The sequence below is a fragment of the Burkholderia sp. Bp8963 genome (assembly GCF_003854275.1).
GTDB lineage: Bacteria > Pseudomonadota > Gammaproteobacteria > Burkholderiales > Burkholderiaceae > Burkholderia.
Map to the genome: position 1 here is coordinate 48,353 of NZ_QTQP01000013.1, position 19,910 is coordinate 68,262.

Annotated in this window: 23 protein-coding genes and 2 pseudogenes; 15 read left to right on the forward strand and 10 right to left on the reverse strand. The window is 60.7% G+C overall.

Annotated features, from left to right (window positions below):
* Positions 1 to 261: 261 nt before the first annotated feature.
* The 4 genes and pseudogenes from DID96_RS13405 to DID96_RS13415 all read right to left on the reverse strand — a co-directional run.
* Positions 262 to 525: pseudogene (locus DID96_RS13405) on the reverse strand (epoxide hydrolase); the annotation flags it as partial.
* A gap of 21 nt (positions 526 to 546) precedes the next feature.
* Entirely contained in the window at positions 547 to 687 is a 141-nt protein-coding gene (locus DID96_RS38295; RefSeq protein ID WP_185732254.1) for a hypothetical protein, read from the reverse strand.
* Between the two features lie 46 nt (positions 688 to 733).
* Entirely contained in the window at positions 734 to 1,726 is a 993-nt protein-coding gene (locus DID96_RS13410; RefSeq protein ID WP_124599794.1) for a carbon-nitrogen hydrolase family protein, read from the reverse strand.
* Positions 1,727 to 2,142: 416 nt separating this feature from the next.
* The gene (locus DID96_RS13415) at positions 2,143 to 3,180 is read right to left on the reverse strand and encodes a GlxA family transcriptional regulator (RefSeq protein WP_124599795.1); all 1,038 of its coding nucleotides are present in this window, start codon (positions 3,178 to 3,180) and stop codon (positions 2,143 to 2,145) included.
* Positions 3,181 to 3,286: 106 nt separating this feature from the next.
* Here DID96_RS13415 and DID96_RS13420 point away from each other — a divergent pair.
* From DID96_RS13420 to DID96_RS13435, 4 genes and pseudogenes are all read left to right on the forward strand, one after another.
* Positions 3,287 to 3,418 (forward strand): annotated as a pseudogene (locus tag DID96_RS13420) (Tautomerase enzyme); the annotation flags it as partial.
* Between the two features lie 88 nt (positions 3,419 to 3,506).
* Positions 3,507 to 3,944, forward strand: a complete 438-nt coding sequence (locus DID96_RS13425) for a hypothetical protein (RefSeq protein ID WP_124599796.1) — start codon at positions 3,507 to 3,509, stop codon at positions 3,942 to 3,944.
* A gap of 43 nt (positions 3,945 to 3,987) precedes the next feature.
* Complete coding sequence (locus DID96_RS13430) at positions 3,988 to 4,308, forward strand: hypothetical protein (RefSeq protein ID WP_124599797.1); 321 nt, start codon at positions 3,988 to 3,990, stop codon at positions 4,306 to 4,308.
* Between the two features lie 15 nt (positions 4,309 to 4,323).
* Positions 4,324 to 5,298, forward strand: coding sequence for an alpha/beta fold hydrolase (locus tag DID96_RS13435; RefSeq protein WP_124599798.1), 975 nt, complete (start codon positions 4,324 to 4,326; stop codon positions 5,296 to 5,298).
* 495 nt (positions 5,299 to 5,793) lie between these two features.
* On the opposite strand, the gene DID96_RS13440 is transcribed toward DID96_RS13435, so the two are convergent.
* Positions 5,794 to 6,480, reverse strand: coding sequence for a Crp/Fnr family transcriptional regulator (locus DID96_RS13440; protein ID WP_124599799.1), 687 nt, complete (start codon positions 6,478 to 6,480; stop codon positions 5,794 to 5,796).
* Positions 6,481 to 6,735: 255 nt separating this feature from the next.
* Here DID96_RS13440 and DID96_RS13445 point away from each other — a divergent pair, with 255 nt between their 5' ends.
* Both DID96_RS13445 and DID96_RS13450 read left to right on the forward strand, forming a co-directional pair.
* Positions 6,736 to 8,466 (forward strand): alpha-keto acid decarboxylase family protein, encoded by a 1,731-nt coding sequence (locus DID96_RS13445; RefSeq protein ID WP_124599800.1) that lies wholly within the window; start codon positions 6,736 to 6,738, stop codon positions 8,464 to 8,466.
* Between the two features lie 129 nt (positions 8,467 to 8,595).
* The gene (locus tag DID96_RS13450; protein ID WP_124599801.1) at positions 8,596 to 8,874 is read left to right on the forward strand and encodes a hypothetical protein; all 279 of its coding nucleotides are present in this window, start codon (positions 8,596 to 8,598) and stop codon (positions 8,872 to 8,874) included.
* Here DID96_RS13450 and DID96_RS13455 read toward each other — a convergent pair.
* The 3 genes from DID96_RS13455 to DID96_RS13465 form a co-directional block, all read right to left on the reverse strand.
* On the reverse strand, positions 8,852 to 9,601 hold the full coding sequence (locus DID96_RS13455; protein WP_124599802.1) for a PGN_0703 family putative restriction endonuclease: 750 nt from the start codon (positions 9,599 to 9,601) through the stop codon (positions 8,852 to 8,854). The two genes, DID96_RS13450 and DID96_RS13455, sit on opposite strands and share 23 nt — an antisense overlap.
* Positions 9,602 to 10,253: 652 nt before the next feature.
* The gene (locus tag DID96_RS13460) at positions 10,254 to 10,826 is read right to left on the reverse strand and encodes a hypothetical protein (protein ID WP_124599803.1); all 573 of its coding nucleotides are present in this window, start codon (positions 10,824 to 10,826) and stop codon (positions 10,254 to 10,256) included.
* Positions 10,827 to 10,925: 99 nt separating this feature from the next.
* Positions 10,926 to 11,216 carry a hypothetical protein gene (locus DID96_RS13465; RefSeq protein WP_124599804.1) on the reverse strand — a complete coding sequence of 97 codons (291 nt, stop codon included), beginning with the start codon at positions 11,214 to 11,216 and terminating at the stop codon, positions 10,926 to 10,928.
* A gap of 342 nt (positions 11,217 to 11,558) precedes the next feature.
* Between DID96_RS13465 and DID96_RS13470 the strand changes: the two genes are divergently transcribed.
* The 4 genes from DID96_RS13470 to DID96_RS13485 all read left to right on the forward strand — a co-directional run bounded on the left by DID96_RS13470 (position 11,559) and on the right by DID96_RS13485 (position 14,883).
* Positions 11,559 to 12,185: an isochorismatase family cysteine hydrolase gene (locus DID96_RS13470; protein ID WP_124599805.1), complete on the forward strand. Its 627-nt coding sequence runs from the start codon at positions 11,559 to 11,561 to the stop codon at positions 12,183 to 12,185.
* A gap of 84 nt (positions 12,186 to 12,269) precedes the next feature.
* A complete protein-coding gene (locus tag DID96_RS13475; protein WP_124599806.1) occupies positions 12,270 to 13,448 on the forward strand; it encodes an MFS transporter in 1,179 nt (392 codons plus the stop codon).
* Positions 13,449 to 13,533: 85 nt separating this feature from the next.
* Entirely contained in the window at positions 13,534 to 14,520 is a 987-nt protein-coding gene (locus DID96_RS13480; RefSeq protein WP_124599807.1) for an MDR family oxidoreductase, read from the forward strand.
* 39 nt (positions 14,521 to 14,559) lie between these two features.
* Positions 14,560 to 14,883: an MFS transporter gene (locus tag DID96_RS13485; protein ID WP_260463888.1), complete on the forward strand. Its 324-nt coding sequence runs from the start codon at positions 14,560 to 14,562 to the stop codon at positions 14,881 to 14,883.
* A 5-nt stretch (positions 14,884 to 14,888) separates the two neighbouring features.
* Here the strand turns inward: DID96_RS13485 and DID96_RS13490 are convergent, their stop codons facing one another.
* Positions 14,889 to 15,401 carry a helix-turn-helix domain-containing protein gene (locus tag DID96_RS13490; protein ID WP_124599808.1) on the reverse strand — a complete coding sequence of 171 codons (513 nt, stop codon included), beginning with the start codon at positions 15,399 to 15,401 and terminating at the stop codon, positions 14,889 to 14,891.
* Between the two features lie 252 nt (positions 15,402 to 15,653).
* Between DID96_RS13490 and DID96_RS13495 the strand changes: the two genes are divergently transcribed.
* From DID96_RS13495 to DID96_RS13505, 3 genes are all read left to right on the forward strand, one after another.
* Positions 15,654 to 16,277, forward strand: coding sequence for an isochorismatase family cysteine hydrolase (locus DID96_RS13495; RefSeq protein ID WP_124599809.1), 624 nt, complete (start codon positions 15,654 to 15,656; stop codon positions 16,275 to 16,277).
* 68 nt (positions 16,278 to 16,345) lie between these two features.
* The gene (locus DID96_RS13500; protein WP_124599810.1) at positions 16,346 to 16,972 is read left to right on the forward strand and encodes a glutathione S-transferase family protein; all 627 of its coding nucleotides are present in this window, start codon (positions 16,346 to 16,348) and stop codon (positions 16,970 to 16,972) included.
* A gap of 4 nt (positions 16,973 to 16,976) precedes the next feature.
* Entirely contained in the window at positions 16,977 to 17,612 is a 636-nt protein-coding gene (locus DID96_RS13505) for a glutathione S-transferase family protein (protein ID WP_124599811.1), read from the forward strand.
* Between the two features lie 63 nt (positions 17,613 to 17,675).
* On the opposite strand, the gene DID96_RS13510 is transcribed toward DID96_RS13505, so the two are convergent.
* The gene (locus DID96_RS13510) at positions 17,676 to 18,314 is read right to left on the reverse strand and encodes a LysR family substrate-binding domain-containing protein (protein WP_311767740.1); all 639 of its coding nucleotides are present in this window, start codon (positions 18,312 to 18,314) and stop codon (positions 17,676 to 17,678) included.
* On the opposite strand from DID96_RS13510, the gene DID96_RS13515 reads away from it, so the two are divergent.
* On the forward strand, positions 18,234 to 18,542 hold the full coding sequence (locus tag DID96_RS13515; protein ID WP_260463890.1) for a carbon starvation induced protein CsiD: 309 nt from the start codon (positions 18,234 to 18,236) through the stop codon (positions 18,540 to 18,542). The two genes, DID96_RS13510 and DID96_RS13515, sit on opposite strands and share 81 nt — an antisense overlap.
* Positions 18,543 to 18,627: 85 nt before the next feature.
* Positions 18,628 to 19,866, forward strand: a complete 1,239-nt coding sequence (locus tag DID96_RS13520; protein ID WP_124599813.1) for an alpha-hydroxy acid oxidase — start codon at positions 18,628 to 18,630, stop codon at positions 19,864 to 19,866.
* Positions 19,867 to 19,910: the final 44 nt, after the last annotated feature.

Sequence of the window (19,910 nt, forward strand, 5' to 3'; positions counted from 1 at the left end):
GGGGCGGATACGGAAGTTGGCGGCTGATGCTGCAGCGCACGACCGGCACCCAGCGCCGAACTTCCGAGATCGGCCACGAAGCGTCACTCACCGAGACAGTCATTTGGATGCTCCGCACCGCAATCCGCCGCTCGTATGCCGAAAATGCGCGCCGCATCCTCGAACAATACAGCTTTCAATCACGTGGGCGTTTTCGCCTGCCCGACGCTGCTCGCCGCACGAGATCAGTCGGGAGCCACTTCGCGAAATCAGGCAGGTCAACTGCGATTCGTCGGGCACCGTCTCGCGATCGGGCCAGCGCGTGGCCTTGATGCGATGCCGCATTTCGACGAGCCGCGAGTCGGGGATGTGAACGCGGAACGGGCGAAGCGCGGACTTGTCGCCGTTAGCGGGTTCCGTGATCTTGCCGATTACCGTGCTCGTATCGGCGAAGGCGAGCCGGCTAAGCGAACCGGCAGCGAGTGCCGCAGCGGCCAAACCGACGAAGTGCCAGCGAGATGAGGATTGGGGCGTGTCGTTTGACATGGAATCGGTTTCCTGCTTCGATCAGCGCGTGGCGTTGGGGGTAGAAGCGGCGACGTACAGCATCACGAAGTCATACATGCGCATGGGCTTGTGGCCCGTGAGTTCGAAAAAGTCGTTCGTCATGCGGTCATATCGTCCCAGCGCATGCAGGTAGGCCATCACGGCCGATGATCGACCACGCGAGCGGCAATGCCGCGTTTCTCTGGAATCATGCAGCCTGGGCGCGCAGATCGCCGGGACTCTGATCGTTCACGATCATCGGGGGCACTGCGCGTTCGTGAACATGCGCGGTCGGCGTACGGTCGATCATCAGACTCAGCAATTCCGGGCGGTTGTAGTGGCCGACCGGGTCCATCAGCATCTTGCGTCGGTCAATTTGCGTGAAGTCGAGATCTACGATGACTTCCCCTTCACCCGAGCGAAGCGGCTCGGCCATCAGCATGCCGTCGGGCGAAACGATCGTGGTGAAGCAACCACCCGTGATCGGACCGATACCACAACCCGTATCCTTCATGATCTGCGCCTGCTGGTTGGCGTCCAGCCACGCCGTCGCGTTGACGACGAAAGCACCGGACTCGAGCGCATGCTGACGGATGTTGATCTCCATCCGCTGGGCGAAGCCCTCGCCAAAGGCCGAACCCGGGTACATCGCCGAGTGGATCTGCTCGCCGTCGGCAATCATCGCGTAGCGCACGAGCGGGTTGTTGTGCTCGAAGCACGCGAGCTGGCCGATGCGACCGACTGCGCTGTCGACGGCACGCAGGCCCGAGCCGTCTCCCTGGCCCCAGATCATGCGCTCGAAATGCGTCGGCGTGATCTTGCGGCGGCGCTGGATCAACGTCCCGTCGGCGTCGAAAAGCAGTTGCGTGTTGTAGAGCGTGCCGCCATCGCGCTCGTTGACGCCGATGGATACGACCATGCCGGCCCTTCTCGCGGCTTCTCCGATTGCATCGGTGGCGGTCGAGGGCACGGTTACGGCCTGTTCGAGCAGGCGCAGGTGTTCACTGCCCGACAGCAGTTCGATGCCCGTCTGGACGGCCGCAAAGTACGGATAGTAAGGCACGACCGTCTCGGGGAAAGTGGCGAACTGCACGCCCTTCTGGCCCAGCTCGTGGATCTTTTCCACGACCTTGGCGACGGTTGCTTCACGGCTGTAGAGCACCGGGCTGAACTGGACGGCGGCGACTTTGACGATTTTCATAAGAATTCCTTAGTTAAATGGGTGGCGTGGCAGGCATGGGTCGAACTTGCATTTGCAACATCGACCGAAAAACTTCAGACCATACGCGGCGGCAAACCGCGCGCGATATTCATAAGCTCATGGGCACCGGTTTCTCCCAGGAGGCGTGTCACGAGGCTCTGCGCAGAGGACCACCCGCTCGCTGCGCTTTTGAGCAACACCTTGCCTTCAAGCGTGAGCGAGAAAGGCCGGCTGCGGCCATCGCTTGCCGGGACGCCTTCTGCAAGATGGGTGCATTTGAGCGGACGAATGTATCTCGCTTGTGTCCGGAAGCGGGCTGTATGTATGCGCGTGTATCCGCTTTTCCTGTAGATACTTTGGAATACACGGAGATGGGGCGGAAAACGACCAGGGCGATGGCGTGATGTCACAAGGTCTCAGCCATTGCTGCCTGGCTCGTCTCCCATATTCTTCGCCGCCGCGCGCGAAAACCGCATTTGATATTCACTTGGAGACAATCCGGTTTTGCGCTTGAACAATTGCCGGAATGTACTGATATCGCCATAACCGATACGTTGACTAAGCGCCTCCAGCCCGATTGGCCGTGTTTCCAGTAAGCGTTTCGCGACTTCGATACGCAGATTCTGCAGATACGTAAGCGGCGCGAGCCCGACGGCTTCCTTGAAGCGGCGATTGAGCGTGCGTTCGCTCACAGCAAGCGATGCTGCCAGCTCACTCAGCCGGAATCCCTGCTGCAACGTAGCCTCCATCTGCTGCTGGGCACGGGCGACGAGGGTATCGGTATGTCCGTGTTCCTCGACAAGCGTTGCAAAGGAAGCCTGCGAAGTCCGATTCATGTCGATCAACAGTGCCTTCGCGGTCATCGTGGCGAGCGCCTCGCCGGCGAGTGTTTCAACAAGCTGCACCGCGAGATTCAGATACGACGTCACGGAACCGCCCGAGATGATGCCGTCTTGCGCGATCATCAGTTCCTGCGCGCGAACTTCGACTCGCGGATAGCGGCGCGCGAAGTCCGCGGCTCTCGCCCAGTGCGTGGTAGCGGCGCGGCCATCCAGCAGGCCGGCCTCGGCGAGCAGGTAATTGGCGGTGCAATATGCTGCCAGCACGGCGCCGGCCTTGCGTTGGCGCCTCAGCGCGGAAGACAACTCGTTCAACTGCTCGCGGCGCCCGATGAACTCGTCGATGTTCGAGAAAAACGGTGCGGTCAGCAGAACGGCGTCCGCCCGCTTGCGCGGGTCGATCTTTCCGTCGACCTGAATGGTCTGGCCCGACGCGGCAGTGACGGGTTGACCGTCGAGCGATTCCACACGCCATGCGAGCACGGGTGCGGATGTGGTGCCGGCCGGTGTGGCCTTGCGCATATGGAACTGATTGGCTGCGCTGAAAACGTCAACCGGACCCGCGACGCCGGACGCGAGGATGCCGTCATAGACCCAGATGCGGACGATGGCCATTTGCGTGTCTGAAATTCCCTGAATAATGGCGATCCTGCCACTTATGGCCGCGCGAGTAAACCCCGATCATGGCCACATCCAACGAATCGAAAGCAGGAGCAACACCATGCCAATGATCGATGCACTGTGGCCCGAAAACGCTTTGACGCCCGAGGCCGAGGCACGCCTCGTCAAGGGACTGACCGACATTCTCATCGAGGCGGAAGGCTACGATCCTGCCAGTCCGATCGCATGGCGCCGCCGCGAAAATGCGTGCATCACGCTCGAAGCGGCTCGCGATGCCGCTACCGCAGGCATCACGAGCAAACCGTAACAGGAGCACCAGCATGAAATTCAACGACACAGCCCCCGTGATGGCACCCGCCGGCGGTCCGCCGCTCTGGCTGACGAGCCTCGCTGAAAACGCCACGCTCGAAGCCACCGTCCTGAAACGTCCAATCGAAGGACGAGCCGACGTTCTTTCCGTGATCAAACACGCGGTCTCGCTCTACGAATTCCAGCATCACAGCTACAAGGGCGTGATTGGCGACGGTTTGTATCTGGAGTCCTATCGCTCCCAGATCCAGGGCATGCCGATCGAGACGGTGGTCGTCGCGCATCTGAACGACAAGGGCGAGACGGATTCCGTGGTCATTAACCATCGCCCGCTCGAATCGGCGATGCTGTTTTCCAGACTGATGGCGGAACGCGTCGACGAGCGTTTCCGCGGTTGCTATCTGACGGGACCGGAAGCACGGCCGCACGATGAAACGGCTTCTTCTTAATCTGACGACAGCCTCCGTACTCGTCGTTTCTGCTGGAGTTTCCATGGCGCACACCACTTCGATGCCAGCCACGCCAACCACGAAGATATTGGCGATTGGCACCTTTCCGCCGGGCACGGACATGCAGCTTGTCCAATCCATCCTTCCGACCGAAGTCCGCGAGACGGCGCAGCTTTACCTCGGGGGCGCGATTGATCAGTGGTACTCACTGCAGGACCAGCCTGGGGTGGTGTTCATCCTGAACATGACCGACGTCAGTCAAGCGCATGAAATGCTCGAGGAGCTTCCTTTGGGGAAAGCGCACCTGATGACATTCTCGCTGCTCCCAATTGGTCCACTGAAGCCGTTGAGCAAGCTTTTCTAAACGAGAGCCACGATCATGTTCAAACTTTCAATGAAGGCGCCACTCTCCTCGGCAGTCGCCGTGGGTATTTCCCCTTGCACGATTGTGCCGGCGTCATCCTCATCGGCGCCGAAGGTTGAAGTCGGCGAGGTGCAGGTCAATGCCGACATCAAGCTGCGTCATATGGTGTATCGGCCCGCGCATTCAAAGGGAACGGTATTGTTCCTGCACGGCTTTCCGGAGACGATGTACGCGTGGAAGCCGATTGCCGAATCGCTGTCCAGCGACTATGAAGTGCATGCGTTTGACTGGCCGGGCTATGGACAATCCTCGCGCCCAGCCGCGGACCGTTTCTCGTATGCGCCGATGGATTATGCCCATGTGCTGGAAGACTATATCCGCACGTCTGGCATTGACAGTTCGAACCTGGTGATTTATGCGACCGATATCGGGGCCTTGCCTGCGCTGCTGGCCGCATTGGAGCAACCGGATATCGCCAGAGAAATCATTGTTGGCGACTTTGCTCCATTCAACCGCCCGCAATACATGTACGAAAGCCTGCAGGGTCTGAAGTCAAAACCTTCATCTGACGTTGTGCATGCCGCGATGAACAAGAACCGTGACGAAATTCTCGCCAACACATTCTTCCGCGGCATGTCGACGGAGGAGCGTTACGCATTGCCCCGGGAGTTCAGGGAGGATATGGCGAAAGGCTGGGACGGTGATATCACGTCGGCTGACGCCTTCTACCACTACTACTCCTGCTTCACTCGCGACCAGGACTACTTTGAAGCCAATATGGCAAAGCTGAAAATCCCCGTGAGGTTGGTGTGGGGCGAACAGGATATCTATATCAAGAAGGAAATGGGTGTTGAGTACGCGAACCGTAGCGGCATGAAGCTCGCGATTCTCCCTGAACTCGGCCATTTTCCGCATCTGCAAGCGCCTGAGCAGACGGTGACCGAGGTTCGGGCCGCGTTTGACGCGCTCCGCAATCAAATGAGCGACTAGAGAGAGTGCGCTGTCGATGCAGAGGTTACTCAGGCCCAAGTGCCTCGTTTGTAGTGATCCGGGTCGCTCTGGACATCGGCAAAGCAGACACAAAACGCCGGTAAACAGTGGGAGGACCAAGGCTTACTCGCCTCCAGTTGCTGACTGTCCGTGAGGAGCTGTCGAGGCGTCCGAACCGCCTCCGGAACCCGCCATTGAGGTGCGAATGCCCTGAGTGACCGTTCAGGGTCGGCTTCGGCCGACTGCATCCGGCGGTAGTCGGCCAACTTCGGCCGTTCGACTGGAAAGAATGAGAGCTGGCTCAACGGCCGTTCCGCTTCCGTTACCGGACGTCGACTCCGATGGCGGAGTGCGTTTCGTTGGTGGACGGAGATCACCGCTCGCCGCCTTTACCCTTGACCATGTGGGTCAATGTGCGCGGTTCGCATCGAGCGTGTAAGGCTGCGTTCGCGTGGCGGGGCGAGTCCAGCACGGCGCAGTCAAGCTTGCCTTGCACTACTCATCGAATGACTTGAGGACGTCCATCGAGACGATTTCGACATGGCCGTAGCGCAAGGCGAGCGCGCCCTTCGATGCCATTTCCTTGAGTTCGAGAGAAAGGGTCTGACGTGAAATGCCTAGCATCATCGCAAGCGTGTCTTGTGAGACCTGAATGTTCGACCGGTTGCTGGCAGCGAGGGTGGCGTCGCCGCGCGCGAGGTGCATGAGACGACGAGCGATCCTCGCGCGCGTGGAATACAGCGTCGCCTCCTCGAGCATCTGGTAGAGAAGACCAGTATGTTGAGCCAGCAGCTCGGCAATCGACTTGGCAAATGCGGCGCTCTGCATGCGCGAGTGGAAGGCCTCCAGCGGCAGCCTCACAATCTGCGCGGCTTCTAGCGCAATGACGTCGTGAGCATACGGCCATCCCGTAATGGCGGACATCTGTCCGAACCAGTTGCCGGGCTCGAGGATCGACAGAATGGCTTCTTTGCCGTCGCTGCGCACGTTCGACGCTTTTAAGCGTCCTTCGACGATTCCGTAAAAGCCATCCGGCTGATCGCCGCGCCGGCACAGTGGTTGGTCGACGTCGATGCAAACCAGCGTGCTGTCCGCTGCCAGGCTGCTTCGTTCCGCTAGCGGCAGCGAGGAAAACCAGGGGCTGGTGGATATCTTTTCAACTACTGCGGCGCTCAATCCCATAGCGGAGACCACATCCGAAATTGCTTGAGAAAACGTGGAAAAGCAAGAGATCTGACAGACCGGGGAACACGCACGATCGTAGCATGTCGTTATTCCGCAAGAAGCCGATGTGCCGAAAAATGCATCAGGTTTGTAAGCAATCGAAAGGCTAACGAACACAACGGTGTAGCCGGCCAGAACCGGTACCCAGCTCCGCGGAGTTCGATCGCGCACAGTAGCGCTCATCCCTATGATGAATCAGATCAGGAGTCCTCTATGGAAATCAAGCAACAGACGGGCAGCCTCACCCAAAGAATGACGATCGGCGACTTTCTGCTTCGCCGTCTCGAGGAAGCTGGCATCGGACATCTGTTCGGCGTCCCCGGCGACTACAATCTCCCGCTGTTGCAGCAGCTTCACGATAGCGGCACGCTGGAGTGGGTCGGCAATACCGGCGAGCTGACCTCCTCCTATGCAGCGGACGGCTATGCCCGGCTGAAGGGCCTCGGCGCGCTGCTCGTCACGAATGGCGTGGGCGCGCTGAGCGCGCTCAACGGTGTCGCCGGCTCCTACGCCGAGCACGTCCCGACCATCTGCATCTGCGGTTCGATACCGCTGCGGTCCATCGATCGCGGCCTGGGGATGCACCACACCATGGCCGACGGGAACTATGACCATTTCCTGCGTGCCTACGCGCCGGTGACCGCGGCGCAGGCCCGGATCACCCCGCGCAACGCGGCCGCTGAGATCGACCGCCTGATCCTCACCGCCTGGCGGGAGAAGCTCCCGGTGTACATGGAGTTCCCGTCTGATATCGCGTATCTCGAGATCGAGGTGCCCGCAGCTCCGCTCGTCCTCGCCGACGCACCCAGTGATCCGGAGCGGCTGCGCTCCTGTATCACCGCGGTCGCGGAGCGGCTGTCCGCCGCCACAAAGCCCGCGATCCTGGTGGATGCGGACGCCGCCCGGTTCGGCGTCGCCCCCGATCTCATGGAACTGGCCCAGAAGATGCAAGCACCGGTGGCTGTGATCAACGCAGCCAAGAGTGTGATCGACGAGTCGTTCCCGTATTACGTTGGCATCTACAACGGCAAGGGCAGCGAGCCTGGGGTCCAGGAGACGATCGAGAACAGTGACTGCCTGCTCGCCATTGGCTATCGGCCGATTGAAGTGACCACGGGCGATTTCACGGCGACGCTCCCCGCCGGCACGATCCACGCCCGCGGTCACGCAGTAGACGTCGGCGAAGACAACTATCAGGCCATCACGCTCAAGGAAGTCCTCCGCGGCGTCATTGAAGCGGTTCCGCAGGTCACGAACCGCGCTCCGCGGCCTGTCGCTGCCCCAGCGGTGCCGGGCAAGCAAGCCGACGCTTCCGCGAGGTTGACGCAGGCGGCCTACTGGCAGGCCATCCAGGGCTACCTGCGCGAAGGTGACGTCGTGTACGTCGACAATGGCACGTCCTTCTCCATCCTCGGCCTGAAGCTGCCGCCGAAGTGCACCTTCATCGGCTCGATCAACTGGGGATCCATCGGCTTCTCGGTCGGAGCGCTGCTTGGCGCGCTGACTGCGGCACCGGACCGTCGTCACGTGCTGCTCGTGGGCGATGGCTCCTTCCAGGTCACGGCGCAGGAACTGTCGACAATTCTGCGGCACGATCACAAGCCGGCGATCCTGCTGATCAACAACGGCGGATACACCATCGAACGCGGCTACATCGGCAAGACCGAGCCGTATAACGACGTCGCCAACTGGGCCTATGCCGAACTGCCGAAAGTGCTGCACCCCGGCGCCTCGGCGCGCTCGTTCGTGGTCAGGACCTGCGGCGACTTGCAAGATGCGCTCGCGGCGCCGAATGACAAGCTGCTTTTCGTCGAGTCGATCATGGGCCCCTGCGACGCACCCGCCCCAATCACCCGGAGCAGCAATCTCGGGGCCGAGCTCGACTACGGGCCTCGCGGGCCGCAGCACCGCGACAACCTACAGCTCCGGCCCGACACTGTGTAAATAGCGGTGTTGCGGTTAGGCGCCGTACCCGGCTCGCCCCGCCGCGCGACTATGATCGCCCCGGGGCGAAATTGTGTTTGGTTCGAATTGCTTTCAGCGAGGGGCGAATCGATAGCCGGCCAGGCCGCCATGAATGTCATCGCCTGTGTCAAACAGCGCGGCACTACAGCGTGGAAGGTTTTCAAACTAAAGTTGCTGCTGTTGGAGCCGGGTCAACATGTCGTGATCAGCCACGATCAGGTGATTCTCGATTTCACGACACGCACGCATTACGGCAGCCGTCATCCCGTGTTGCCCATGCGGTATGCCTGCATCGTCGGGCTGCACTTGGCCGATCGCGCCATTTCAACGGCGGTGGTGATGCAATGCGTTCCGCGCGTTACTGTCATGGTTCGAACGCTTCGATGAATGCTTGTCCATGTGCCGCGATTCGGCTGTCAAGCAGAGACCAGGTCCCAAGCCACTCCCTGTAGCTCGCGGAATGAAACGTCACTGCGTCACCTGCCACCGCCTCTGCAAATCTGGCAATTTCGTCCCGGTGCCGGGCGAGGTTATCCGGCGCGATAGCAAGACCGCCTCGCGCCGCGGGTTCAGCGAAAAGATAGAACAACTTGGGCGCCCGGTTGCGTCGGCCGCCTTCGGTCACCAAACCGAACGCGTGCTTGACCAGTTGCGCGGCATCGAGGTGAACATACCTCACATCTCCGGACCGCAATCGGTCTCGCATCCTTTCATACCCCTTCATATTGGCGCCCCACACGGGGCGGTCATAGGCGTCTGACAGGCTGACCGATTTCGCGTCCCGGAAGGGCTCAAAACGCTTGCTCTCGATTCCGATGAGGAACCTGGGCGTCTGCACCACAGCGTCGAGCCAAGGATGGCGCCCTCCGGCCCAAGGAAATCGCGCGCAGAACTCGATGTCTACCAGCTCCGGAATGCCTGCGTCCTCGAGGCCTTTCAGTGGTGGCAGTTGGCGAGGTCGCTCAATGAACCAGCCAAAACAATTGACCGCGAGTGCGGCGGAGCTTTCAGGGCTCGAAAACTTGCCGGATTCAATCTCTTTGCCTCCGGCTTTCGCGAGGCGGTCAAGCACATGATTGACGGGAATTCCGGATAGAAATGGTTGGTCGTCCACGCATCCCCCCGCATCGGATTGACGAAAATGCCAAACGGCGGAGCCAGCAAGGCACTCGCGAGTCGGTTCAGCCAGATGTACTGCTCGACACCCCACACTCGGTTTTCGAGCGGGACGGGGTGGCAACTGCTCTGCCCGAAAGCTGTCAACTCGGCTGGCCGTACCGAAACCTGCCGGTTCCATGTCGTCGACACGTCGGAAGATGCTACATAGGGAGCGAGTCGACCGCAAGGGCCATTGCATCTTGGAAACGGTTGTCGCAGCGGCGGAGGCACGTATCACGGCGGTGGGTCGGCATCCGTCGTCGACGTCCACGGCCCCCAACGTTGGGCACGACCTTCGTCGTCGGACCGAATTCGGCCAGTAGGAGCCATTCGCCGGAGCGTCCTTGCGACGATTGAACCGTCTGTTCCTATAGAGGTAACGGACTGCCATGACAAATCCAACCTCGCTTCTCAACTGCGCAAGTCGTAGCCAGCGGCCAAATAACGCAATGTGATGGAGCGTTGCGAGTTGCACACCTTGCGAACGGTGTCGCGCTCGGATATGGGGGCCTCCTTGATGCGCGTTCCAAGATCGCGAGTTTCGACTGCTGCGCCAGCCTGAATGGATTGCGCGGGAGGCGTCCTCCAGGTGCGGCGAATCCCTGACCTCACGCTTCGAACCGCTCGGCCATGCGTAGCAACATCGCGACAACCATGACCATGCCGGGAACGAGATAAGCGGCATGTTGATGGACTCGGGTGAGGAAGGAAGCCGTGAAAATGACGGCGAGTATCCATACGCCCGTGAGATGCAGCCTCTTCCAGTTGGCAGGACCGATGAGACGCGCCGGCATTGCGAACGACGTGACCGTCAGCAACAGAATCATCAAATAGCCGATGGAGCCCGGTATGTTTGTCGCGGGCGTACGCCCCTCCCAGAATGCCTCGGGCGCTGTCCTGATGTAGATGATGAGCGCCGTTGCGTGAAAAAATTGCGAGGCGGCGAACGACAATCCGATAAACCGCCGCTCCCTGACCAGGGCGCGGGTTAGCGCCGACGGGACGAGTCGCGCAAACGTGGTGGCCAGGAAGACCGCCAGAAACAGGATAAAGGACGTGCGAGCCGTTGCTCGTATCGCGTATTGCAGCGATGCCACGCGGTCCGGCGCTATTGCAGAGGACACCGTGGCGAACAGCGCAACGACTATGATTAGCATACCGAATAGTTTCCAGCGTGTCATTGAGATTGTTCCAGGATGATTGTCAGCTTGACGACATGATGTGAAAGTCGCCATCTCCACCGATTGGCCGGCCCGTACCGGCGTGAGAACTGGAGTGGCTCAGAGACTACGCGGACCAAACCCCGAATACGAGCGCAATCGGCTGATCTGTGGCGGCGCAAGATAGCCGGTCTTGACCAAAGGAAGTTCGCCGAGGAGTTGCCTGAGGCCGTCTTCGTCATCTGCTTCCGAAATCATGCAGGCTCCCCCTTCTGCCCTCAGCCATACCTGCCGAACTATCCCGGAGGCGTAAAGACGGCGGACAAACTCGGCCTCCGCCTCAACCTCTTCCTTGTGAGGGGACATGGAAGATGCGTTTTCGGAACGGGAAATCATCACGAGGTATTGCATGTTGCTCTCCAGGGTATGGCACTGCGATCAGGTGGGCGGCTTCGTACGAACAATACGAACAACTCCGGGCTTGTTGCCTCAGACTTTTGTATATGATCTTCATAGTAACAATATTTTTCCTCGCATGTAAACCGGTCATATAAAACAATAAAGCTGCATAAACCCGCAAACACGGTATGGGATTCACGCCCAACTTGACACTATGTTTTTCATATATACAATGCCGGAAAAGAGAGGCTTCACCTCTAGCTGTACCGGCATCACGAGTCGCACGCGTGTCCGGATGAGTGGCGAGCCGTTTCAGCTCAACGTTCTGGTGTGAACCCCTTCCGGAGAAATGCAATGAGCCGCTTCACCTACGAGGCCAGATCAACCGCACTGCTGTTCGTCGATCCTTTTAACGACTTCCTCTCCGAAGGAGGCAAAGTCTGGCCCTTCGTCAAGGATGTCGCTGAAGAAGTCGGACTGCTGGAGAATCTACGACGTATCAACGGAGCCGTCCGCGATGCCGGGGTCCAGGTGGTCTACGTACCGCACCGCCGGTGGCAGCCTGGCGACTATCAGTGCTGGTGTCATCCGAGCCCGAGCCAGCGCAAGATCATGGACGGTCATCACTTCGCGAAGGGCGAGTGGGGCGGCGAATGGCACCCCGACTTCACGCCGCAACGAGGTGACGTCGTGGCGCTCGAACACTGGGGCTCCAGTGGTTTTGCCAATACGGATCTCGACTTCCAGCTTAAGCAGCATCGCATCACGCACGTGGTGATCGTCGGCCTGCTGGCCAACACCTGCATAGAGGCTACGGCGCGATATGCAACGGAGCTTGGTTACCACGTGACGCTCGTGAAGGACGCAACGGCCGCTCTCAAGCGGGAAGCGATGCATGCGGCGCATGAGCTGAACGGGCCGACCTACGCGCACAGTATCGTGAGCACTCGCGAGTTCCTCGACGCATTGCCCAAAGCCTGATCACGCCTTGCCCCGTAATTCGTCCGATTCCGACGATACCGCGAATTCCGCCCAACTCCGCCCCCTACCTTAGCGAAGGCACTCATGATCTCCCCGCGCCAGGTCTTTCTGATGGCACTTTGCTGCGCGCTCGCGGTCTCGCCCATCTACTACCATCAGCCGCTGCTGCCGCAGATCGCATCGACGTTCGCTGTGCCGTCGGCGCGTGGGAGCCTCATCGCCACCCTCACCCAGCTCGGCTATGCGATGGGACTGCTGCTCTTCGTCCCGCTCGCCGACGGTGTCCAACCACGCAAACTGGCAACGCGTGCGATCATCGCGAACGCAGTGGCGCTGCTCGCCTGCGCAGCGGCACCGTCCTTCTTCGCGCTGGCTCTATGCAGCTTCCTCGTTGGGATGACATCAATCTCAGCGCAAATCATCATCCCATCGGTCTCGGGCATGGCTACCCCCGAGACGCGCGGACACGTAGTCGGCTCCCTGCTGGGCGGCCTCTCTTCTGGCGTCCTGCTGGCACGCACGCTGAGTGGTATCGTCGGTGCGCTGTGGGGTTGGCGTTCGATATTCGTGATCGCTTCCGCCATCGACATTGGCCTTCTGCTTGTCATCAGGGAGCTGCCGTTGTCGAATGCACTCGCGGCGATCCGCTATCGCGAGTTGATGCACTCGCTCGCTGGCCTCGTCCGCAAGGAACAGCTACTACGCCTCTCGGCAACGATGGGGTTTCTTGTGTTCGCCGCATTCAGCGCGCTCTGGGCAACACTCGCGGTACTACTCGCACGAGCGCCCTACCATTACGGCCCGGCCACGATCGGAGCATTTGGGCTGATCGGCCTTGTCGGTCTTTCGGTATCGCCACGACTGGGCGCGATCGTCGACCGCGTCGGCGCGCGCCATGTTGCAACCGCAGGCGCACTCACGGTCGCCATCGCGTTTGCATTTGTCGCAGCGGGCGCACGCAGCCTGACGTGGTTGATCGTCGGGATGGTGTTGCTGGATCTGGGCAATCGCGCGAGTTTCATTGCCAACCAGGCGCGGATCTATGCACTGCGGCCCGAAGCCCGCAGCCGCCTGAACACCGTTTTCATGGTTTCGTACTTTCTTGGCGGCGCAGTCGGTGCGGCACTTGGCGGTGCGGGGGCCCTGCACGCTGCCTGGCTCGGCCTCGCTGCAATCGGCGCCTTGCTCTCGCTCGCCGCTGTGGTGGTCAATACGCTCGCATACGCACGATCCAGTTCAGCCGTTGCTGACGGGCACGCATGACCCGGCCACCCGCAAACATCACCCACCGATCGGCAACGGCTCAATAGCTCGGGCCATCGGGAATCAATTTGCTCAGGAGAATAGAATGACCTTCAAAGCACTGCTCGCGACGAAACCGCGTGACGCGATCTCGACGCGCATCGTCAATATGCGCGAGCAAGACCTCATGCCCGGAGACGTTACCGTTGCGGTCGAATATTCGACTGTGAACTTCAAGGACGCACTCGCCATTTCCGGACGCGCGGAGATCATCCGCGAGTTTCCATTGGTCGCGGGCATCGACCTGGCTGGCACCGTCGAAGCATCCACGTATCCCGGCATCTCCGCCGGCGACCGTGTCGTCCTCAACGGGTGGGAACTCAGCCAGAACCATCACGGCGGATTCGCGCAGAAGGCACGCGTGAAGGGCGAGTGGCTCGTCAAACTCCCAGAGGTTTTTTCCGCGCACGACGCGATGGCTATCGGCACGGCCGGATACACGGCCATGCTTGCCGTGTTGGCGCTCGAACATGGCGGACTCTCGCCACAACGCGGCGACGTGCTCGTCACAGGCGCCAATGGAGGCGTCGGCTCGATCGCAATTGCAGTCCTGTCGGGCCTCGGGTATCGCGTCGTCGCATCAACCGGACGCCCCGAGGAAGCCGACTATCTGCGCAGCCTCGGCGCCGCGGAAGTGATTGATCGCCGAACGCTCTCGGAGCCAGGTACGCCGCTCGCCACCGAACGTTGGGCGGGTGCCGTGGATTCCGTCGGACATCACACGCTGGCAAACGTCCTGGCCCAGACGCAGTACCGGGGCGTCGTCGCCGCCTGCGGCCTGGCGCAGGGCTCGGGTCTCCCCGGTTCGGTCCTGCCCTTCATCCGACGCAATGTGACCCTCGCAGGCATCGATTCTGTCAATGCTCCCCAGTCCGTACGCATCGATGCCTGGGCGCGGCTTGCGCGCGACCTCGATTTGAGCAAACTCGGCCGCGCGACGAAGGTGATCGGGCTCGCCGACGTTCCTGCTGTCGCGGGCCAGATACTGGAAGGCAAGATTCAGGGTCGCACAGTCGTAGACGTCAATGCGTAGACGCTTCCCCCCGCAACACCCGTGATACCGGAGTTCGCAATGTCTGCAGTTCCTTCCACGTCCCACGTGAGCGATGCATCATCGCTCGATGCCCGCGCGCTCTTCGCAGCCTTCGCCGGGCTTTGCGGCAGTCTGGTCGCCATCGGTCTCGCGCGCTTCGCCTACACGCCGCTCATTCCCTCAATGATCCTGGCGCACTGGTTCAGTTCCTCGCAGACCGTCACGCTCGGCGCGGCAAATTTCGCCGGCTACGCGCTCGTATTCCTGTGCGGTGCGGGCGCTCTCGCACTAGCCTTCGTCACGGACTTCCTGGTGCACGCGCGACGCACGGAACAGACTGGACGACAGCCCGCTGCGCGCTGACTGAACTATTCGGATCTGGCCTTCGCGGCCCGATATGTCTCGCGCCTCTTCTCGCGCTCTTTCGCAAACGAAGCACTCAAGGTTGCATCGAGGTCGCGACGCTCCACGTACTCTCCGCACGACGGGCAGATATAGTCGAGGCCAACCTCGTGCCCGCACACACGATGCGTAAAATGCACCGCGACTTCCTCGCCTTTGCTCTTGCACCAGGTCTCGCCCCAGGTGCGTAGCGCCTGGATCACCGGATAGTACGCCCGGCCTTTCTCCGTGAGACGGTACTCGTAGCGCAACGGCCTTTCCTGATACGGATGGCGCTCGACCATCCCGTCCGCTTCGAGTGACTTCAGCCGCGTCGCCAGCATCTGGGGCGTCGCCTCCGTCTGAATCTGAATTTCCTCGAATCGGGTCGCGCCCATGTACAGCTCGCGCAGCACAAGCGTCGTCCACTTGTCGCCGACAACTTCGGTCGATCGCGCCACAGGGCACACCGTGGCCACCCCTTTCTCTCTGCGCTTCATTTTGCCTCCATCGTAACTACTATTTTCATAGTATCACGGATTGCGTCACGGCGATGACATCCGCATCCGGGGCAAGACATGCGTTCGATACCCGCGCCGTGGGTATGGTGTTTATGTTCCAGTTGCAACTATGAAATTCATATATATACTCGACTCGTGAGGCAACGAAGTGCTCGACGTCGTGCAGAAGTTCCGCGCATCGGGTGTCGGTTGTGTCGTGCCCCATCCCGAACCGTTTTTCCGGAGAACATCATGACGGACCTCGCCTATCACGCCGAACACACCGGTCTTTTGCTGGTCGACCCGTACAACGACTTCCTGTCACATGGCGGCAAGATCTTTCCGATGATCGAGGCAGTCGCCAACGACGTTCGGCTCCTCGACAATTTGCGCGCAACGGTGGGCGCCGCACGCAAGGCTGGCGTTCAGGTGTTCTATGTGCCGCATCGCCGCTGGCAGCCTGGCGACTACGAAGACTGGGACCATCCGAACCCGACGCAACGGCTCGTGCAAAAGCGCCAGACCTTCGCAAAGGGCACATGGGGCGGCGAATGGCACCCCGATTTCGTTCCCCAGGAAAACGACATCGTCATCCACGAGCATTGGGCGCAAAGCGGCTTCGCCAACACGGACCTCGATTTCCAGCTCAAGCAGCACAAAATCTCGCACGTGATTACCGTCGGCCTGCTCGCGAACACCTGCATCGAATCCACCGCGCGATTCGCGATGGAGCTCGGCTATCACGTGACGCTCGTACGCGACGCGACCGCCGCCTTCACGCCGGAACTGATGCGGGCCGCCCACGAACTGAACGGACCCACGTTTGCTCATTCGATCGTCACGACGGCCGAATTGCTGACAGCATTGCCAGCGTAAGCGTTATGCCGACGACGACGGAGTGAAACGGTCAACACACTAATAACAAACACCAAAAGGACGCACGCATGTTTACCATCTGGGGACGTGCCAATTCGGTCAACGTCCAGAAGCTCTTGTGGCTTTGCGATGAGCTTTCCCTACGCTATAACCGGATAGACGCCGGTCTGCAGTTCGGACACAACACCGAAGCCGCCTACCTCGCGATGAATCCGATGGGCAAGGTCCCCACGCTCGTTGACGGCGATTTTGTGCTTTGGGAATCGAACTCGATCCTGCGCTATATCGTGATGCAGTACGGTGAACCCGGCACACTTTATCCCGCCGATCCAAAGGCGCGGGCCAGCATCGACCGCTGGCTCGACTGGTCGCTCTCGACTTTGCAGCCGGCCGAGCGTCCCGTGTTCTGGGGAATCGTCCGCACACCCGAGGCCAAGCGGGACATCGAGAAAATTGCCGCCGATGTCGTAAAGGTCGCGGAAGTCTGGAAAGTGCTCGATGCGCAGTTGAGGGGTCGCGACTACGTCGAAGCCGAGTCGTTCACGATTGCGGATATCGTTCTCGGTGCGTTCGCGAAGCGGTGGTTTGGCATGCCGGGCATAGAACGTGTTCGAATGCCCGACCTCGAGCGCTGGTACGCGTCGCTCGCCACGCGTCCGGGTTTCAACACACATGTCGATGTCGAATTGAGCTGAATCCATGAAGACCGAACCGATCACGCTCTATGCATGGAACACGCCTAATGGCCGCAAGGCCAGCGTCGCGCTCGAGGAAATGGCGTTGCCGTACGTCGTTCAGCCTGTGAATATCGGCAACCGCGAGCAGTTCGAGCCGTCATTCCTATCCATCAGCCCGAACAACAAGATTCCGGCGATCGTCGATCCAGACGGCCCCGATGGTCAGCCTATCAGCGTGTTCGAGTCGGGCGCGATCCTTCTCTATCTTGGAGAAAAGACCGGCCGATTCCTTCCACGCGGTCTACGCGAACGGGTGCCCGTGATCGAATGGCTCATGTGGCAGATGGGTGGTTTCGGACCGATGCCCGGACAGGTGCACCACTTCGCCGCGCTCGCTTCCGAGGGCGACAGACGCTACGGTCTCAAGCGCTTCTCAGACGAAACACGACGGCTTTATTCGGTGCTGAACGAAAGGCTCGCTGGCCATGAGTACGTGGCCGGCGAGCTTTCGATTGCCGACTTTGCCATCATTGGCTGGGCGTGGCGACACGAGCGGCACAAGGTCGATATTGCAGACTACCCAAACGTCAAGCGATGGTACGACGCCATGTTCGATCGCCCCGCGGTGCGTCGCGGCTTCGAGGTCAAGCTTGACTAAAAGAATTACGTAGCCATCCTGATCGACTCTCTGGATCGTCACCAACAGGCCCGTGAGTTCAACTCAAGCTGGGTCTGATAAGGCGCGACCGGTGAACAGCGCGAGGGATTCCTTTACGAATGCGCGAACGGCGGGAGAAAGCTCTCGCCGCCTGCCGGCCAATGCGAGATGACACGGATACTCGAAATCCGCGATCGGCCGATAGCAAATGCCTGGCTGTGTGAAGTTGCGCATCGATTCCGGGACGACGACCACGCCGTATCCGGCCGATGCGAGACTGATCGCGGCGATGAAGTCATGAACGCGATGTTCGAGAAAAGGAACAAAGCCTCCCGCCACGCCCAGCGCAGTAAGCACCTCGCTAAATCCCGTGTCGTCGTCGAAGTGGGGGGCGATAAAACGCTGATCTTTCAGGTCTCTGACCGACACGTGCCCGCTTGCTGCCAATGCATGGTCCTCGGCCATCGCGACCAACAGGCATTCGGTCTGCACGATTGTCGCCACGATACCTGCTGGATGCTGGCGCCACGGTCTCACGATACCTACATCGATCTCGCCGCTGACGAGCGCCTCGAACTGGCGCGGGGTCTCCATGGCCACGACCTCGATTCGCACGTCGCCATGCGAGATCCGAAACTGATGCAGCATCCTCGAGAGCACGCCGCTGCTCACGCCCGATGCCACCGACCCGATCCGCACCACACCGGCAAGGCCTCTGGCCGCCAGCCGGCCAACCGTGAAGAAGCGGCATTTCTCCGCTCACTGTCCCAGTCGATGGAAACGTCGGCTGGCACGAAGGAAGTGTCTTTGCCGGTCGGTGGCCTGGTGGTGCTGAACAACTATTTCTACCTTCACGGCCGGGCGCCATTCCAGCCGAACGAATCGCTGTTCCGCGAGCTGATGCGCCAGCGCGGTTCGTTTGCGTCTTGATGTCGCCGGCTCTTTGGCGTTGTCGGGCACACCGACCGCCGAGGGCCGACGCAGCGATTTCGATGTAACTCAGTGGGACGGTGAGATGAACGACTACGCAGAGCATGTGACAGTGCAGGAGACGACGCCCGTCGGGCGAATTGAACACGCAGCTTACGGGGTCAAGGAACATCTCCCCCGGCGGCTGCGCCAGATTCTCTCGCTCGCGGACTTCGAGGCGGCGGCACGGCGCGTTCTGCCGCGCCCACTCTTCGGCTATATTTCCGGCGCCGCGGAGGACGGCATGTCGATCGCGGCGAATCGGGCTGCGTTCGAACACTTGAAGTTCCGCACGAAAGTGCTTGTCGACGTGTCTCGCCGGTCACAGCAGACAACGATCTTCAACCACACCTATTCGTCCCCGTTCGGAATCGCACCGGTCGGAATCAGTGCCATTTCGGCATATCGCGGCGACATCGCATTGGCCACGGTCGCTCAGGATGAAAACATCCCTGCGATCATGAGCGGCTCCTCGCTCATTCCGATGGAGACGGTCCATGCCGAAGCACCTGACACCTGGTTCCAGGCCTATCTCCCCGGCGATGCCGCTCGCCGCGACGCCCTGATCGAGCGCGTCAAGGCCGCCGGCTTCGCGACGCTCGTCCTCACCGTCGACATTCCCGTTTGGGCGAACCGCGAAGACAACGTGCGCACGGGCTTCTCGCTGCCGTTGCGCCCGTCGCTTCGTCTCGCGATGGACGGTATTTCCCATCCGCGCTGGCTGCTCGGCACGTTCGCCCGGACGCTGATCAATCACGGGATGCCCCACTTCGAGAACTCGTTCGCGACACGAGGGGCGCCGATGCTGTCCGCTTCGGCGGTACGCGACACCACCGGACGCGACCATCTGTCATGGTCGGACATCGCAAGCACTCGTCAACGTTGGAGCGGGAATCTGGTCATCAAAGGCATTCTTCACGCGGACGATGCACGGCGCGCACTCGCGATTGGCTCGGACGGGATCATCGTGTCGAACCACGGTGGGCGCCAACTGGACGGGGCGGTCGAGCCGCTAGCTGTATTGCCGCAGATTTGTGATGCCGTTGGTGACAAAACCGTCGTCATGATGGACAGCGGAATCCGGCGCGGGGGAGATGTCCTGAAGGCGCTCGCGCTCGGTGCGCAGTTCGTATTCGCGGGGCGCCCGTTCATGTACGCCGCCGCGGTGGGCGGCGCGCCGGGTGTTCGACATGCAATCGGCCTTCTCAGGGACGAAGTCGATCGAAACATGGCGATGCTCGGCACGGTAGCGATTCGCGAGATCGATCGCGCAATACTGGCCTGAACGGGGCGTTCCGACCGGAAAACGCGTGGCCCCGATGGTGTATG

Coding starts and splice junctions, on each gene's coding strand:
- DID96_RS13410 (WP_124599794.1), bottom strand. CDS start 1,726: ATGAAAATCGTCAAAGTCGCCGCCGTCCAGTTCAGCCCGGTGCTCTAC.
- DID96_RS13415 (WP_124599795.1), bottom strand. CDS start 3,180: ATGGCCATCGTCCGCATCTGGGTCTATGACGGCATCCTCGCGTCCGGC.
- DID96_RS13425 (WP_124599796.1), top strand. CDS start 3,507: ATGAAATTCAACGACACAGCCCCCGTGATGGCACCCGCCGGCGGTCCG.
- DID96_RS13430 (WP_124599797.1), top strand. CDS start 3,988: ATGGCGCACACCACTTCGATGCCAGCCACGCCAACCACGAAGATATTG.
- DID96_RS13435 (WP_124599798.1), top strand. CDS start 4,324: ATGTTCAAACTTTCAATGAAGGCGCCACTCTCCTCGGCAGTCGCCGTG.
- DID96_RS13440 (WP_124599799.1), bottom strand. CDS start 6,480: ATGGGATTGAGCGCCGCAGTAGTTGAAAAGATATCCACCAGCCCCTGG.
- DID96_RS13445 (WP_124599800.1), top strand. CDS start 6,736: ATGGAAATCAAGCAACAGACGGGCAGCCTCACCCAAAGAATGACGATC.
- DID96_RS13450 (WP_124599801.1), top strand. CDS start 8,596: ATGAATGTCATCGCCTGTGTCAAACAGCGCGGCACTACAGCGTGGAAG.
- DID96_RS13460 (WP_124599803.1), bottom strand. CDS start 10,826: ATGACACGCTGGAAACTATTCGGTATGCTAATCATAGTCGTTGCGCTG.
- DID96_RS13465 (WP_124599804.1), bottom strand. CDS start 11,216: ATGCAATACCTCGTGATGATTTCCCGTTCCGAAAACGCATCTTCCATG.
- DID96_RS13470 (WP_124599805.1), top strand. CDS start 11,559: ATGAGCCGCTTCACCTACGAGGCCAGATCAACCGCACTGCTGTTCGTC.
- DID96_RS13475 (WP_124599806.1), top strand. CDS start 12,270: ATGATCTCCCCGCGCCAGGTCTTTCTGATGGCACTTTGCTGCGCGCTC.
- DID96_RS13480 (WP_124599807.1), top strand. CDS start 13,534: ATGACCTTCAAAGCACTGCTCGCGACGAAACCGCGTGACGCGATCTCG.
- DID96_RS13485 (WP_260463888.1), top strand. CDS start 14,560: ATGTCTGCAGTTCCTTCCACGTCCCACGTGAGCGATGCATCATCGCTC.
- DID96_RS13490 (WP_124599808.1), bottom strand. CDS start 15,401: ATGAAGCGCAGAGAGAAAGGGGTGGCCACGGTGTGCCCTGTGGCGCGA.
- DID96_RS13495 (WP_124599809.1), top strand. CDS start 15,654: ATGACGGACCTCGCCTATCACGCCGAACACACCGGTCTTTTGCTGGTC.
- DID96_RS13500 (WP_124599810.1), top strand. CDS start 16,346: ATGTTTACCATCTGGGGACGTGCCAATTCGGTCAACGTCCAGAAGCTC.
- DID96_RS13505 (WP_124599811.1), top strand. CDS start 16,977: ATGAAGACCGAACCGATCACGCTCTATGCATGGAACACGCCTAATGGC.
- DID96_RS13515 (WP_260463890.1), top strand. CDS start 18,234: ATGCGAGATCCGAAACTGATGCAGCATCCTCGAGAGCACGCCGCTGCT.
- DID96_RS13520 (WP_124599813.1), top strand. CDS start 18,628: ATGAACGACTACGCAGAGCATGTGACAGTGCAGGAGACGACGCCCGTC.